Source organism: Streptomyces sp. NPDC030296 (genome assembly GCF_055572815.1).
In genome coordinates, this window is the sequence record NZ_JBVICQ010000023.1 from 1 (window position 1) to 17,058 (window position 17,058).

6 protein-coding genes are annotated in these 17,058 nt (G+C 68.5%); 4 read left to right on the forward strand and 2 right to left on the reverse strand.

Translation table 11 applies throughout. The annotated features are described in order from the left end of the window. The coding region (locus ACZ4Z3_RS38935) for a maltotransferase domain-containing protein (protein WP_468505484.1) at positions 1-1,151 on the reverse strand (1,151 nt) is incomplete at its 3' end. 229 nt (positions 1,152-1,380) lie between these two features. Beyond that, entirely contained in the window at positions 1,381-2,592 is a 1,212-nt protein-coding gene (locus tag ACZ4Z3_RS38940; RefSeq protein ID WP_468505485.1) for a S8 family peptidase, read from the reverse strand. 329 nt (positions 2,593-2,921) lie between these two features. Between ACZ4Z3_RS38940 and ACZ4Z3_RS38945 the strand changes: the two genes are divergently transcribed. From ACZ4Z3_RS38945 to ACZ4Z3_RS38960, 4 genes are all read left to right on the forward strand, one after another. Next, entirely contained in the window at positions 2,922-5,543 is a 2,622-nt protein-coding gene (locus ACZ4Z3_RS38945) for a glycosyltransferase family 1 protein (RefSeq protein ID WP_468505486.1), read from the forward strand. Positions 5,544-5,858: 315 nt separating this feature from the next. Beyond that, positions 5,859-6,071 carry a phosphotriesterase family protein gene (locus tag ACZ4Z3_RS38950; RefSeq protein WP_468505487.1) on the forward strand — a complete coding sequence of 71 codons (213 nt, stop codon included), beginning with the start codon at positions 5,859-5,861 and terminating at the stop codon, positions 6,069-6,071. Between the two features lie 592 nt (positions 6,072-6,663). Beyond that, positions 6,664-10,344: a laminin G domain-containing protein gene (locus tag ACZ4Z3_RS38955; protein WP_468505519.1), complete on the forward strand. Its 3,681-nt coding sequence runs from the start codon at positions 6,664-6,666 to the stop codon at positions 10,342-10,344. Positions 10,345-10,453: 109 nt separating this feature from the next. Further along, the gene (locus ACZ4Z3_RS38960) at positions 10,454-17,056 is read left to right on the forward strand and encodes an RHS repeat-associated core domain-containing protein (protein ID WP_468505488.1); all 6,603 of its coding nucleotides are present in this window, start codon (positions 10,454-10,456) and stop codon (positions 17,054-17,056) included. Positions 17,057-17,058 lie beyond the last annotated feature (2 nt).

Consider the following 17,058-nt stretch of genomic DNA (forward strand, 5'->3'; position numbering starts at 1 on the left):
GTGCCGTCGGGGCGGTGGTGGAACCACTCCGGATGCTTGTCCACCCAAGGGTGGTCGGGGGAGCACTGCAGGGCGAAGTCGAGGGCCACCTCCATCCCGAGCGCGCGGGTCTCGGCGACGAAGTGGTCGAAGTCGTCGAGGGTGCCCAGGTCGGGGTGGACGCTGTCGTGGCCGCCCTCGGGGGAGCCGATCGCCCAGGGCACGCCGACGTCGTCGGGGGTGGGGGAGAGGGTGTTGTTGCGGCCCTTGCGGTGGGTGGTGCCGATGGGGTGGATAGGGGGGAGGTAGACGACGTCGAAGCCCATCGCGGCGATGGCGGGCAGGCGGCGGGCGGCGGTGCGGAAGGTGCCGTGGGGTTGTTCGGCGGTGCCCTCGGAGCGGGGGAAGAACTCGTACCAGGAGCCGAACAGGGCGCGTTCGCGCTCGACCAGCAGGGGCAGCGGGTCGGAGGACGTGACCAGCTCCCGCAGGGGATGCCGGGCCAGGACCTCGTCCACCTCCGGCGCCAACGCCGCCGCCAGACGGGACGCGGCCGGCCGCTCGGTGTCACGCAGCGCGTCCACGGCGGCGAGGACGGCACCACGGGCGCGCCCACCCTCCGGGACCCCGGCGGCGGCACGCTCGTACAACCGCGCGCCCTCCTCCAGGACCAGCTCCGTGTCGATGCCGGCCGGGACCTTGATCCGGGCGTGGTGGCGCCAGGTGGTGACCGGGTCGCCCCACGCCTCCACCGCGTACGTCCACCGGCCCTCGCTCGGCGCGGAGACGGTGGCGCCCCAGCGGTCCGTGCCGGGGGCGAGTTCCCGCATCGGCGTCCACGGGCCCGGACGGCCCTCCGGGTCCGTCAGGACGACATTGGCGGCGACCGCGTCATGGCCCTCGCGGAAGACGACCGCCGAGATCTCGAACTCCTCGCCCACGACGGCCTTCGCGGGCCGGCGGCCGTGATGGACGATGGGCCGTACGTCCAGAACCGGTATCCGGCCGACGGTCGCCGTGTCCGGGGGTGAGGCCGACGGCGCGGGCGGACCGGTGTGCGCCCGGCGTGCGGGGCGCGCGGCGGCGCTCGGGGTGGCCGCGGCGGAGGTACTGGTGTGTGCTGTGGTGGTACTGGTCGTCGGGGGTGCTGACGAGTGGTGCGTGGCGGGCATGACCGCTCCTGTCCGCGTCAACGTGGGTGGGCGGATGAGGGTGTGGGGAGGTGGGGCCAGCGGGATGTACCGGTGGAGCCTTCCCACACAGTGCGGGTGAGCATTCCGGCACTTTGTTAACTACTCACGCGTATGTCTACACACAAGACCGGCCTCGTCCGAGGGGGTCGAGGCCGGTCACTCTAGTCGCTTTGGGTAAAGGGACGTTCACCTGTGGTGTTACCGGGGCCTACGGGACGCCGACATGGAGAATCCGGTCCGGAGAGCCCGGAAATCTGTCCTTGACCTTGCCCGAAACCGCACCCTCCACCAGCGTTTCGGCCACCTGCGCCGGTGTCGCGGCGGGGTGGTCGGCCAGGTACAGGGCGGCCGCGCCCGCGGCGTGCGGCGCCGCCATCGACGTACCCGAACAGGTGCCGGACCCGGTGTCGCTCCGGTGCGACGCGGAGGTGATGGACACCCCCGGCGCGAACAGGTCCAGGCTCGTGCCCCAGTTGGAGAAGGCGGCGCGGGTGTCCTTCTTTCCGGTGGCGCCGACCGTGATCGCCTGCTTCACCCGGGCGGGTGAGGAGAAGGAGGCGGCGACGGCGTCATTGCCCGCGGCGACCGTATACGTCACCCCGGACGCTATGGAGGTGCGTACGGCGGCGTCCAGCTGGGCGTTCGCCTGGCCGCCCAGACTCAGATTGGCCACCGCGGGCTTCCTCGCGTGCCGGGTGACCCAGTCGATGCCCGCGATGACCCGGGCCGTCGTCCCCGCCCCCGCGTCGTCGAGGACGCGTACGGCGACCACCTTCGCCTTCTTGGCGACCCCGTACCTGGCGCCGGCGACCGTGCCCGCGACATGGGTGCCGTGGCCGTTGCCGTCCTGGGCCGTCCTGTCGTTCTGGACGAAGTCCCAGCCGTGGACGGCCCGGCCGCCGAAGTCCTCGTGGGTGACGCGCACACCGGTGTCGATCACATACACGGTGGTGCCCCGGCCCGCCGACTCCGGCCAGGTGTACCTCTTGTCGAGCGGAAGTCCCGCCTGGTCCAGGCGGTCCAGGCCCCAGGACGGCGGGTTCCGCCGGCTGCCGTCGTACCTGACCGCCGTGTCCTGCACGACGGACGCCACCCGCGGGTCCGCCGCGAGCCGCTTGGCCTGTTTCTCACCGGCGCTCACGGCATAGCCGTTGAGGACCGAGCTGTACATGTGGCGTATTTTCGCCCCGTACTTCCGGGCGATGTCCTTCCCCTCCTTCGACGGGGCACCCGTCCCCGCCTTGAGGGTCACGATGTAACTGCCGCCGACGGAACCCGCGCCCCCGGCTCCGAGGACGCGTCCCTCCGGAGCGGCGTGCGCCGGTGCGGGGGCGACCGAGAGCACCGCGGCCGTGATGACCGCCGTGAGGCCTCCCGCCCAGCGCAGACGCCTGTTTCTCGCCTCTGCCCGGTCGTGCATGGATGCGACCCCCTCCTCGGTCGGCCGGTGCGCCACTCGGCAGCCTCTCGTGCGGGGTGAAGCGCCACAAGGTCGCACAGAGGGGCGGAATCGGCCATACCGCCCGTGGTGGGACAGGGGCGGGCCGCGACGAATTCCGGACTGAACACGGGGGAGCGGACTGCGCGGCCGGGGGGCCGGGGTACGGATGCGCCGTAATTGCATACCGAGGGACGCGCCGTGCTTGCGGACCCGCCCGCCCGCGCCGCTACCGTCGTGGTGACGAACGGTCGCACGCAACAGGTGCGTCCCCTTGGCCTGTACGTCCTGGCGTGAAGGTGGAATCCTCTGTGAAGGCCATCCGCAGATTCACCGTCCGACCCGTCCTGCCCGAAGCCCTTCAGCCGCTCAGCGAGCTGGCGCGCAATCTGCGCTGGTCCTGGCACGCGGAGACCCGTGACCTCTTCCAGTCGGTCGACCCCGAGTGCTGGGCCGCGTCCGGTGGCGACCCCGTACGCCTTCTCGGCTCCGTCTCCGCCCGGCGCCTCGCCGAACTCGCCGAGGACCGGCGCTTCCTGCGCCGGCTGACCGTGGTCGCCGACGAACTGCGCGACTACGTCACCGGCGACCGCTGGTACCAGACCCAGACCACGGAGCCACCGGCCGCCGTCGCCTACTTCTCGCCCGAGTTCGGCATCACCGCCGCGCTGCCCCAGTACTCCGGCGGCCTCGGCATCCTCGCCGGCGACCATCTGAAGGCCGCCAGCGACCTGGGTGTGCCCCTGATCGGTGTCGGCCTGCTGTACCGGCACGGCTACTTCCGGCAGTCGCTGTCCCGGGACGGCTGGCAGCAGGAGCACTACCCCGTGCTCGACCCGAACGAGCTGCCCCTGGTGCCGTTGCAGGAGACCGACGGTTCCCAGGCCCGTGTCGACCTGGCGCTGCCCGGCGGCCGCCGGCTGCACGCCCGCGTCTGGCAGGCCCAGGTCGGCCGCGTGCCCCTGCTCCTGCTGGACTCCGACGTCGAGGAGAACGACCTCGGCGAGCGGGGCGTCACCGACCGGCTCTACGGCGGCGGCAGCGAACACCGGCTGCTGCAGGAGATGCTGCTCGGTATAGGAGGTGTCCGGGCGGTCCGCACGTACTGCCGCCTCACCGGTCACGCCGAACCCGAGGTCTTCCACACCAACGAGGGCCACGCAGGCTTCCTGGGCCTCGAACGGATCGCCGAGCTCTGCGACGAGGGGCTCGACTTCGACGCCGGTCTGGAGGCGGTCCGCGCCGGAACCGTCTTCACCACCCACACCCCGGTCCCGGCCGGCATCGACCGCTTCGACCGGGAACTCGTCGCCCAGCACTTCGGCCCCGACGCCGAACTGCCCCGTATCGACGTCGAACGCGTTCTCGGCCTCGGGATGGAGACGTACTCGGGCGGCGACCCGAACGTCTTCAACATGGCGGTGATGGGGCTCCGGCTCGCCCAGCGCGCCAACGGGGTGTCCCTGCTGCACGGCCAGGTCAGCCGCGAGATGTTCTCGGGCCTGTGGCCGGGCTTCGACGCGGACGAGGTCCCCATCACCTCCGTCACCAACGGCGTGCACGCCCCGACCTGGGTGGCGCCCGAGGTGTTCCGCCTCGGCTCGCGGCAGGTCGGCGCCGAACGCACCGAGGACGCCATGACGGTCGGCGGCTCGGACCGCTGGGACGCCGTGGCCGAGATCCCCGACGGCGACATCTGGGAACTGCGCCGCAACCTCCGCGAGCAACTGGTGCTGGAGGTACGGGAACGCCTCGCCGCCTCCTGGCGCCAGCGCGGCGCGGGCACCGCCGAACTCGGCTGGATCGACGGGGTGCTCGACCCCGACGTCCTGACCATCGGCTTCGCCCGCCGCGTTCCCTCGTACAAGCGGCTGACGCTGATGCTGCGCGACCAGGACCGTCTCATGGAGCTGCTGCTGCACCCCGAGCGGCCGATCCAGATCGTCGTCGCCGGCAAGGCCCACCCGGCGGACGACGGCGGCAAGCGCCTCATCCAGGAGCTGGTCAGGTTCGCCGACGACCCGCGGGTGCGCCACCGGATCGTGTTCCTGCCGGACTACGGCATGGCGATGGCGCAGAAGCTGTACCCGGGCTGCGACGTGTGGCTCAACAACCCGCTGCGGCCGCTGGAGGCGTGCGGCACCAGCGGCATGAAGGCCGCGCTGAACGGATGCCTCAACCTGTCGGTGCTGGACGGCTGGTGGGACGAATGGTTCCGGCCGGACTTCGGCTGGGCGATCCCCACCGCCGACGGCACGGCGACGGACGACGACCGCCGGGACGACCTGGAGGCCGCCGCCCTGTACGAGCTGCTGGAACAGCGGGTGGCGCCCCGCTTCTACGAGCGCGGCCAGGGCGGACTGCCCGACCGCTGGATCGAGATGGTCCGCCAGACCCTCACCCACCTCGGCCCGAAGGTGCTGGCCGGCCGGATGGTCCGCGAGTACGTGGACCGTCTGTACGCGCCCGCGGCGCGCGCCCACCGCACGCTGAACCCGGACACGGCACGGGAGTCGGCGCGGTGGAAGGCACGCGTGCGCGGCGCCTGGCACCGCGTCAAGGTCGACCACGTGGAGGCGTCGGCGGCGCCGACGAGCACCGCCGAACTGGGCGCCACGCTGATGCTGCGCGTCCGCGTGGATCTCGGGGAACTCGCCCCCGACGACGTCGAGGTGCAGGCGGTGTCGGGCCGCGTCGACTCCGAGGACCGGATCACGGACGCGGCGGGCGTCCCGCTGAAGCCGACCAGCGGGCCCGACGAGGAGGGCCGCTGGGTCTACGAGGGCCCCCTGGCCCTGGACCGCACGGGCCCCTTCGGCTACACGGTCCGCATCCTCCCGTCCCACCGCCTGCTCGCCTCCCCGGCCGAACTGGGCCTCCTGGCGGTGCCGTCGGAGGAGACGGGGGAGGGGGCGGGCGTCCTGATGCGGTAGCGGGGGCATCCGGCCGGGTGGGCTCCGGCCGGCGTTCCGTTCGCCTTCGCGCCCCGTACGGGTACTGCCCGTACGGGGCGTCGCGGCGTTGGCCGCCGCCGGGTCCACGGCATTGACCGCGCGGCCGTACGAGAACAGCACCACCGTCGTGTGACCGTCGTAGGCGGGTCGGAGAGACAGTGGAAGAGCAGTCCCGTCTCCGCTGCGGTGTATGGGCGGCGCAGAACTCGGCCGGGTGCGGACCCTGGTGTACATGACCGTCCTCGGCCAGGGTCGGGACATGGCGCTGATCAGCGCGGTCGCTGAGCACACCCGGTGAACATCGTGCTCGCCATCGGCGTGTACAGCGTCGACGGCATCCCCCTCTTCGCCCGGTTCCGCGGCCCCGGCGCCGCCGTCGAGGCCGAGGAAACGCTGATCGACCCGCTGTTGAGCGACATCACCACCGGCATCGCGGGCAGCGGCGTACGGGCCGGTCTGGTGAAGTTCGCCTGCGAGCGCATCCCGCCGGACTCGGCCGCGCCCTGATGGCCGCCGTCGTCGCTGAGGTCCACCGGCGCACCGGCGTCTGGCGGAAAGGTCGTCTCTCACCCCTGTGAATCATTACTCCAGGTAATGGAGGGCAAGGGCGAGAAGTCCGGCGGGTGGCGGATTTTGAACGTGGGCGCCACTTGTCGAGCCGACAGTTGAACGTTAATGCACTAGGTGATCACCGTGATCCGATTCGCTTTCGGCGGCTCTTCCTTCACTGGAGCACTGCTTGCGAGATGGCGTGATCTGATCGCCTCGGCGGTGCAATGTGTGCAGAGCGTGAAGGTCTCTGAAGGTCGCGCGTCGCGCATTCCTGGCCGAGACAGGTCGCTGTTGACGCAGACGAGGGTCGTCTCCTCAGGTAATTCGTGGCGCAGTTCACATTGACGGCGGGAACTGATGCAGCGTTAACTCGCCGGAACCTATGAAGGTTCTGTGACTACGGGGTGGGGTTGTGGGCTTGGTGCGGGGGCGCCGTCATTTTCGGGTGGGAAGAAACCGGTCTCGGCGTTTCTTGGGCGGTATTTCGGCGGCGGTGACATTGCTGTCACTTCTGCCTGCCGTGTCGTTCGCGACATCCGGCGAGGCCATGGCGGATGCACCGAAGGCGCCGGTGACCGGGCAGTCGGCCTCGGAACGCGCCGCTGCCACGGGCGAGTCAGTCGAAGTGCTTTCCGAGCGGACCGAATACACGACGACCGTCGCGAACCCGGACGGCACCTTCACGCTCACACAATCGACGCAACCCCAGCGCGCGCGGGCTGGCAACGGCGCTTGGCGGGACATCGACCTGGAGCTGGAGAAGCGGTCCGACGGAACCGTGGGTCCGAAGGCCGCCGTGGTGGACGTGTCCTTCTCGGGCGGCAGAAGCGGCTCCGAACTGCTGCGGCTGGGCCACGAGGGCCGAGAGCTGAGGATGTGGTGGCCCACCTCCCTGCCGGCGCCCACCCTGGACGGGGCCACGGCCACGTACCCGAATGTCCCGGTCGAGGGCGTCGATCTGCAGATGACGGCGACGGCCGAGGGCTACCGCGAGGTGCTGGTCGTCAGGTCCGCCGAAGCCGCCACCAGCTCGGAACTGGAGCGGATCACCCTCACCGCGACGGGAGACGGTCTCAGCGTCGTACCCGGCGAAGGCGGCGGTCTGCGTGCCGTCGACGCCGACGGCAACGCGGTGTTCCGCGGCCCGGCCGGGCAGATGTGGGACTCAGCGGGCCACGACGCGGTGGCCGGACCGCGAACGCAGCTGATGTCCACGGCCACCGAGGAGGAGGCTCCTCGGACCGAAGCCGACGACATCTCGCACCCGGGCCAGGGGGACGCCACGGCGGAGCTGCCCGTGGCCGTGGGCGACGGGACGGTGTCGGTGAAGCCGGACCTGGAACTGCTCCGTGGCCCGAAGACCGTCTATCCGGTCTTCATCGACCCGCCGGTGGGGCTGGGTGTGTCCGAGTGGACGAAGCTGTCCTCGGACGGCGACCGGTTCTGGAAGTTCACCGAGCCCAAGGGTGTCGGCCGCTGCGGCGTCGCGGACGGCTATGCCTGCGGTCCCGGCTACACGGACCGCATGTACTTCGAGTTCGGTGCCGGGAAGCTGGCCGGCAAGCACGTACTGGACGCGACATTCCGCGCGTTGGAAACCTGGTCGTTCAACTGCACGCCGTACTGGGTGGACCTGGAGCGCACCGACAACATCTCGGAGGGCACCCGCTGGCCCGGCCCCAGGCAACTTGACCAATTGGGGGACCAGTACGTCTCCGCTGGGCGCGGCGATCTGTGCAACCCCGAACAGCCGAACAAGTGGATCGAGTTCAACGACAACCCCGGAGAGGCCGACGAGAACCTCACGTCCACCGTACGGGCCTTCGCGGCGGGCAAGTTCCCCCGGCTGACCGTGATGCTGCGGGCCAAGGACGAGACCGAGCCGCGTGCATGGAAGAGGTTCGACAACAACGCCGAGCTCAAGGTCCGGTACGTGCACAAGCCGGGGGTGCCGACCTCCGTCGGTGCGATTCCGGGCACGGGCAGCAAGACAGGGCCGTGCCGTCCCTCGTCAGATCCCTTGACCGTGACTGTGGACACGCCATCCATCCACGCGAGGGTGCAGACGCTGGTCCAGCCGGGCGGGGACGAGACCACGCCGGCTCTGCAGGCCGAGTTCGTGATGCAGCGTTCCAGCGACGACATGCGCAAGGGGTCCTGGTCGCAGGTGTGGAGTGGACACCGTCCGGAGAACGGCTGGGCCACTGACGGGGATCTCGAGAAGATCACGACGAGCAAGAGGGCGGACGGGGGACTTTACCGGTTCCGAGCCCGCACCCAGTCCCACTGGAGCTACGACAACAAATCCGGCGATCTGTTCTCACCGTACTCGTCCTGGTGCTACTTAAGGATCGATTCGACAGCTCCCAAGGCGCCGACGATCGCGACGGGCGGGCCCTACAGGGAATGCACGGCCAATGACTGCGCCTCCAACGGTGCTCCTGGCACTCCCGGAACGTTCACCTTCCGCCCGAACACGGCTGACAAGGATGTGAAGGCGTACCGCTGGCGCTTCCTGTCCACGGGCGCCAGTGCGGTCAAGCAGGTGAATGCGGCCTCGACCAATGCGCCGGTGACACGCAAGGACATCGCGCCCGGACTGTCCGGCACGCAGACATTGGCGGTCGAGGCCAGTGATCTGAAGCTGGACAAGGACGGCCGCGTGCGGTGGGGTCCACCGGCGGAATTCGTCCTCAAAGTCGGTCTGCCCGAGGGCCCGTCCGGACGCTGGCGCTTCGACGACGGCAAGCCGGGGTCCGGCGTGACGGTGGCCACGGACAGCGGCGAAGCCGCCACACGCCACAACATCGTTCTGCGTGACGACGCGGGCACCGGATGGTCGACGATGGGCCGCCGTGGGGCAGGCGACCACTCACTGTGGCTCAACGACAGCACCGACCCTGCCAAGCAGACGGGCTACGCGTCCACGGATGGGGCTGCCGTCAACACCCAGGACTCGTTCACCGTGTCGGCGTGGGCGTATCTCACGGACGCAGCCGAGAACAGGACGGTCCTGTCCGCGCCTGGCGACCAGGGCTCCGCGTTCACCCTGTACTACTCGTCCGCGTACAAGAAGTGGGTCTTCAACCGGACCGACCAGGACAAGAAGGACCCCGTCTACATTCGCTCGGTGGCGGATGAGGCGAACCCCCCGTTGCGGGTCTGGACTCATCTGGCCGCGGTCTTCGACACCCAGCAGGACGTCGACAAGAACAACGACACCATTCAGCTCTACGTCAACGGCAAGCCGCAGGGCGAGCCCGTCGTCCTGTCCAAGGCGGCCGGCACGTACACGCCTTGGGCTGCCGACCGGAACCTGATGCTGGGTGTCTCCAAGGTCGACGGTGCCTTCGGCGAGTACTTCCGGGGGCGTGTCGACGAGGCCGCGGTGTGGCAGGAGGCGCATGAGCCCGAGCAACTCCGCGAGGAACACCAACTCACGACGGACGAGGTGCCGACCAATGAACTGGTCGCCCACTGGGACGCCACGATCTCGTCGGGCACACAGGTCGCCGAGAGCCCCGAGGATCCCGACGACCCGGCCAGCACGTCGTTCCCGTACCGCCGCGGCGGTCTGAAGCTGTCCGGTACCGCCCGGCTGACGGGTGAGGACGCCACGGCTCTTGTGCTCGACGGCAGCTCCGGCTATGCGTCCACGACGGGACCGGTGATCGACGAGACCGGATCCTTCACCGTGTCCGCCCGCGTGCGTCTCGACAAGGCGCTGCTGGACGCCAAACCGGTCGGCTATCGCGGACAGGTATTCGGCCAGGCGACCGGGGCGGGCAAGGAATCCTCCTGGGCGCTGTGGGTGGAGAAGATCGAGGGCGGCGCCTATGAGTGGAGGTTCGGCCGGACAGCCGTCGACTCCACGGGCAAGGTGGTGGGGACCGCGTTCGCTGTCGCTCACGAGACCATCGGCGACCACGAGTTCGACACCTGGGTCGATCTGACCGGTGTCTTCGACACGACGAGGTCGTTCAGCGCTGCCGATGGAACACAGCGTTTCGGGGTGTCCCAGCTGTTCGTCGGTCAGTTCCCGCAGAACGCGGAAGACGGCGGCCTCGAAGCCGACCAGCAAGGCACGGGCGCTCTGTCGGTCGGCCGGGGCACGGCGAACGGGACCACAGGGCATCACCTGCCGGGTGATGTGGCGAAGGTCCGCGTGTGGGTCGGCGCGATGACCAACGACCAGGTGAAGAACCAGATCACTGATCAGTCCACCTGACCGCTCCGGCGCTCCGCGCCCTCTCTGCCTTCTTCGGCCTCGTCGGCCTCCGATTCACAACAGCGTGCGGCCGCTCCCACGTGGCGCGGCCGCCGCCAGGAGACTTGTCATGAACCAGTTCATCGCGGGCCCGCCCGGAAGCGGGATCGCCACACCTGCCAGGCGTGTGTGGACGCGGCGCGTCGCCGCGCTGCTCGGCTTCGCCATGCTCCCGAGCCTGATGACTCCGGTCGTCTTCGCCGCGGACACCGAACCGCTGGGGAAGCCGGACGTGGAAGCCCCGGAGGCAGCCGAGGTCTCCCCGTGGACCGTGCAGACGAACAAAAAGCTCGCGGCGCTCGGCAAGGAGATCGAGGCAGCCAACCGGGCCGCCGTGAAGCGGGGGAACAAGGACCGCGCACGGGCGGTGGACTGGCCCGACCACGGATCGGTGACACTCTCCCTGTCCGGCCGGGGCAAGGCCAAGGGCACCCCTGGCTCACTTCCCGTGACCTTGACCGAGCCGAAGGCCGCCAAGGACGGAAAGCAGCCACGTGCCGCCGACGCGGTCAAGGTCGAGGTCCTGGACCAGAAGGCGGCGAGGAAACTCGGTGTCAAGGGTGTGGTCCTCAAGGTCACCGGACCGCCGACCGGTGGGCGGGCCCGACTCGGCCTCGACTACTCGGCTTTCGCCTCGGCCTACGGTGGTGACTGGGCAGGCCGACTGAATCTGCTCAAGTTCCCCCACTGCCTGCTCGGGGACAGCGCCAAGGGCACGTGCCGTGCTCCCCAGCCCCTCGTGGCGGTGAACGACCGTGCTGCGGGGAAGCTTTCGTCGACGCTGACCTTCAAGAGGACCGACGGCAAGGCCCCAACGATGGTCCTGGCCGTCGCCGCGGGCTCCCAGTCCGGCGCCGGCGACTACAAGGCGACCCCCTTGTCGTCCTCGTCGTCCTGGGAAGCGGGCGGTTCGTCCGGCACCTTCACCTGGTCCTACCCGCTGCGGACCCCGCCTGCCGCGGCGGGCCCGGCGCCCGACCTGTCGATCTCGTACGACTCCGGGGCCGTCGACGGCCGTACCGCGAACTCGAACAACCAGGGCACCCAGGTCGGCGAGGGCTTCGACCTCACCTCCTCCTACGTCGAACGCAAGTACGGTTCCTGCGACGACGACGGCCAGAAGGACAAGTTCGATCTGTGCTGGAAGTACGAGAACGCGTCCCTGGTCCTGAACGGCAAGGCCAGTGAGCTGGTCAAGGACGACACCACCAAGAGATGGCGCCTGAAGAACGACGACGCCTCCAGGGTCATCCACTCCTGGGGCGCGGACAACGGTGACGACGGCGACGCGAACACGGACCCCGACGGCGACCCGGCGACCGACGACGGCAAGGGTGACGGCAAGGGTGAGTACTGGACGGTCATCACCGGGGACGGGACCAAGTACGTCTTCGGCCTGAACAAGCTGGACGGAGCGGGTGCGGACGATCGCACGGAGTCCGTCTGGACCGTCCCGGTCTTCGGGGACGACTCGGGTGAACCGGGCCACAGCAGCGGCAGTGGCTTCTCCGGCCGGGGCAAGAAGCAGGCGTGGCGATGGAACCTCGACTACGTCGAGGACACCCACGGCAACGCCATGAGCTACTGGTACGAGGCCGAGCGCAACCACTACGACATGCTCGGCGACGACACCACCGGCACCGAGTACGTACGTGGCGGCTATCTCAAAGAGATCCGCTACGGCCAGCGGAAGGGAGCACTGTTCTCCGCCACCCCCGCCGCCTCCGACAAGGTCGTCCTCGGCTACAGCGAGCGGTGCATCGCGTCCGGCAAGGGCTGTGACTCCCTCACGGAGGACACCCGGGACAACTGGCCCGACGTACCGTTCGACGCGGTTTGCAAGAGCGGTGACAAGTGCACCGGCAACACCGGGCCCTCGTTCTTCACCCGCAAGCGGCTGACCGGCGTCACCACGTACGCCTGGGACGCGGCCGCCACCACTCCCGGCTACGCAGCCGTCGACGCCTGGTCCTTTCAGCACAGCTACCCGGACCCGGGCGACACGGGTGACTCCGCCGACCAGTCCCTGTGGTTGAAACAGATCCAGCACACCGGCAAGCGCGGCACGGATCTGGCGCTGCCGCCGGTGACGTTCGAGCACACACTCCTCACCAACCGTGTCGACGGCCAGCACGACAACATCCTCTCCTTCGACAAGCCGCGTCTGAAGAAGATCACGTCCGAGGCCGGCGCCGAGACGGTCGTGTCGTACATGGAGGCCGACTGCGTCCGCGGGCAGGCCATGCCGAAGGTCGACGACAACGACAAGCGGTGCTACCCGGTGTACTGGGCGCCCAACGGCGAGAAGACCCCGATCCTCGACTGGTTCCAGAAGTACCCGGTCAACTCCGTCACCACCTCGGCGCCCCACGGTGGCAAGGAAGCCGTCCAGCACACCTACCGCTACTCCACCCCGGCCTGGCACTACGACGAGAACCCGTTCGTCCCGGAGAAGGAACGGACCTGGTCGCTCTGGCGCGGCTTCCAGCGTGTCACGCACGTGACGGGCACCAGCAGCACCGATCAGCTGAAGACGACCACGGTGTACATGCAGGGCATGAACGGTGACCGGGTCCTCGGCTCCGACAACAGGACGCCACACCCGGACAACCGCAAGTCGGCGTCGGTGACGGGTATCTCGGCGGGAGCGGTCACGGACCGCGACCAGTACGCCGGATCCGTCCGCGAGACGGTCACCTACAACGGCTCCGAGGAGGTCTCCGGAACCGTAAACACCATGTGGTCCAGGAAGACCGCGGTCCAGCACAAGTCGTACGCCGACACCGAGGCCTACATGGTCAGGGTCGCCGACTCCACCGACCGCACCCGCGTGACGACCACGGGCACCGCCGTCGACCGTTCCCGTACGACCGCCTACACGTACGACGACCATGGCATGGTCAGCACCACGGAGGACCAGGGCGACGGGGCCGTCACCGGCGACGAGAAGTGCACCCGCACCTGGTACGCGCGCAATGCCGACAACGGCATCTCCCTGGTGTCCCGCACCCGCACGGTCGCCAAAACCTGTGCCACCGCGGACTCGGCCCTCGACCTGCCGGCGGACAGCAGCCGGCCCGGTGACGTCGTCTCGGACGCGGCGACGATCTACGACGACGCGACGGCCACGGCATGGACGGCGTCCCAGAAGCCGACGAAGGGCGAGGCCGTCTGGACAGGACGCGCCAAGTCCTACGGCAGTGACGACGCCCCGGCCTGGCAGAAGATGGCCACCACCACGTACGACGCCCTGGGCCGCCCACGTACCGTCAAGGACACCAACGACAAGACGGTGTCGGACACGACCTACGTCCCGGCCGGCACCGGCCCGCTGACGTCCAGCAGCGCAACCAACATCAAGGGCCACAAGACCACCACCCGCGTGGCGTTCGCGACCGGCGCCCCGGTCACTGTGAGCGACCCCAACGACAAGATCACCGAGACGGAGTACGACAGCCTCGGACGTGTCACGAGCGTCTGGCTGCCCAACCGATCGAAGGCCCGCAAGCAGACGGCGAACTTCGTCTACGCCTACAACATCAGGAACTCGGACCTGTCATGGGTGTCGACCGGCGCACTGAAGGGTGACGGGACCGGCTACAACACCACCTACGAGTTCTACGACAACCTGCTGCGCCTGCGCCAGGTCCAGACTCCCACTCCGGTCGGTGGCCGCCTCGTCTCACTGACGCTGTACGACAGCCGGGGCCTGGCGACCAGCGCGCAGGGAGACATCTGGGACGACAAGTCGGCCCCTTCCGGTTCCGCGGTCCAGACCGAGGGCAGCCAGGCCCCGATCCAGACCGACACGACGTACGACGGTGCCGGCCGCGCGACGAAGACGGTCACGAAGACGCATGGCGTGACCCGCTGGAGCGTCGACACGACGTACACCGGGGACACGGTGATGGCGACCGCTCCTTCCGGCGGTCAGGCCACCGCCGTGGTCACCAACGCGCTCGGCCAGACGACCGAGCGTCGTGAATACGCCGGCCCCAAGCCGACCGGCACGGACTACACCACGACCAGGTACACGTACACGGATGCCGGACAGCAGGAGACCATCACCGGCCCTGACAAGGCCAAGTGGTCCTACACGTATGACCTGTTCGGCCGCCAGGTGACCGCCACGGACCCCGACAAGGGCACGAGCAGGACGACCTACGACTCCCTCGACCGCGTCGACAGCACCTTCAACACCGAGGACGCGGACAAGAAGCTCCTCTACGGATACGACGAGCTGAACCGCAGGACCGGCCTGTGGCAGGGCGAGAAGAAGGACGCGAACCAGCTCGCGGCCTGGACCTTCGACTCGCTGTACAAGGGACAGCTCGACACCGCGGTCCGTTACGACGGCGGCCTCAGCGGCAAGGCCTACACGAAGAAGATCACGAAGTACGACCCGATGTACCAGGTCATGGAGAGCCAGCTCCTCCTGCCCAAGACTGACGAACTGGTCGCGGCGGGCGTGCCGGAAACCCTGAGCTTCGCCACGGGGTACCGCCCGGACGGCACCATCAGCATGGCGTCCCAGCCGGCGGCGGGCGGCCTCCCCTCGGAGTCCGTCGAGTACACCTACGACGCGACCGGCCATCAGCTCACGTCCAGGGGCACGAGTGGCTACCTACAGGGGGCGACGTTCTCGCCGCAGGGCGACCTCACACAACTCGCCTTGGGCAAGAGCGGGGCGGACACGGCGAAGAAGATGTTCCTCAATTGGGACTACGAGCCGGGCACACGCCGTCTGACCCGCGCCCACGTGACCGACGACGTCCACGGCTACATGCCGCAGGAACTGAAGTTCACCCAGGACGACGCGGGCAACGTCACCTCCATCTTCGACGCGACGACCCAGGGCGGCACGACCAAGCCCGACCACCAGTGCTTCACCTACGACGGCCACCGCCGCCTGACCGAGTCCTGGACTCCCAAGACGGCTGACTGTGCGGCCTCAGGCCGTACGGTGTCGAACCTCGATGGCGCGGCGCCCTACTGGACGTCGTACACGTACACGGAGGCGGGTCAGCGCAAGACGGAGACCAAGCACTCCGGCACCGGCAACAGCACCACGACGTACATGTACGACGACACGTCCGACGCCGGCGACAAGAAGCCCCACACCCTGGACAACACGACTGGTGCCAGGAGCGCGACGTACGACTACGACGTGCAGGGCAACACGACGTCCCGTCCGGGACCCGCCGCTCAGCAGAGTCTGCTCTGGAACAGCGAGGGCAAGCTGGCCAGGACGACCGAGGGCTCGGCGCAGACGAACTACCTCTATGACGCCGACGGGGAGTTGCTGATCCGCCGTTCCAAGGGTGACGGCGACACGATCCTCTACCTCGGCGGCATGGAGGTCCGCCTGACGGTCAAGGGCACCACGAAGACACTCTCCGGCACCCGCTACTACACGGCCAACGGCCAGACGATCGCGGTCCGCACGGCGGCCTCGGGTACGTCGGGTACGAAGCTGAGCTTCCTGGCCTCCGACCACCACGGCACGTCCAGCCTCGCCATGGACGCGACGACGTACGCGGTCACGAAGAGGTACATGAGCCCGTTCGGCGCCTCACGCGACCTGAAGCCGGGCGTCACCTGGCCGGACGACAAGGCGTTCCTCGGCAAGCCGGCGGACGCGGGCACGGGGCTGACGCACATCGGGGCGCGCGAGTACGACCCGCTGACGGGCCAGTTCATCAGCGTGGACCCGATCATCGCTTTGGACCAGCATCAGTCGCTCAATGGCTACTCGTACGTCAGAAACAACCCTGCCTCGTCCTCCGACCCCACGGGACTCATGGATCCTGGTGGCGCCGACTGCGGTCTCACAGGAACCTGCAATGTCGGCAGCGAGCCCAAGCACATCAAAAACAACCCTGACGGAGTCTTGCGCGGCGGCAGCGGGACGACCAAGAAGAGCAGGGGCACCGCGAGCACTGGCAGTTCCGGAAACACCGGAAGCGGCGGCGCGGCCAAGAAGAGCTCCGGCTGCTGGCAGTTCTGGTGCCAGCAAACACCGGAATACGAGCTCAATATGGGCAACGGCAGCGTAGAGCTGACCCCGGAGCAGGAAGCCGCGACCGATGCGATCTGTGGAGTTGTTCCGATTGTTGGCACTCCTTGCGATATCCGGGATGCGAAGCGGTCCGCTGAAGATGGCGATTGGGGCGGAGTCGCCCTATCTACGATAGCGATTATTCCCTTTATGGACTGGGTTAAGGGTCCTCGAATGCTGGAGGCGGTTAAGACTGCTACAAAGCTTCGTAACTCTCCTGGTGCGGTCACCGGTGGCTATCGGCTTCCCGTTGTTACCGGTAAGTGGCTCAAAGGGAGTTCGGGTAATATGGGCAAGATTCCTGGACAAGTTGCCGATGTCCTGCAGGGTAGAGAATTCCAGACCTTCGATGACTTCAGGGAGGCGTTCTGGAAAGAAGTTTCAAATAATCCGTCCCTGGCTAAGCAATTCAGTCCTGCAAACCAAGCCGTGATGGCCAATGGAAGGTCGCCTCGGGTCGTCAGTTCGCAACGGGTTGGGAAGTCGGACAGGTATGTCCTGCATCACGTCACTCCGATCCAGCATGGAGGCGGTGTCTACGATCTGGATAACCTGATCGTTGTCACCCCGCAGTATCATCGAGATGTGCTGGACCGCACGTATCACACGGGCTGACG

What these genes read in the sequence shown, in the direction of transcription:
- ACZ4Z3_RS38940 (WP_468505485.1), bottom strand. Translation starts at nt 2,592, where the DNA reads ATGCACGACCGGGCAGAGGCGAGAAACAGGCGTCTGCGCTGGGCGGGA.
- ACZ4Z3_RS38955 (WP_468505519.1), top strand. Translation starts at nt 6,664, where the DNA reads ATGGCGGATGCACCGAAGGCGCCGGTGACCGGGCAGTCGGCCTCGGAA.
- ACZ4Z3_RS38960 (WP_468505488.1), top strand. Translation starts at nt 10,454, where the DNA reads ATGAACCAGTTCATCGCGGGCCCGCCCGGAAGCGGGATCGCCACACCT.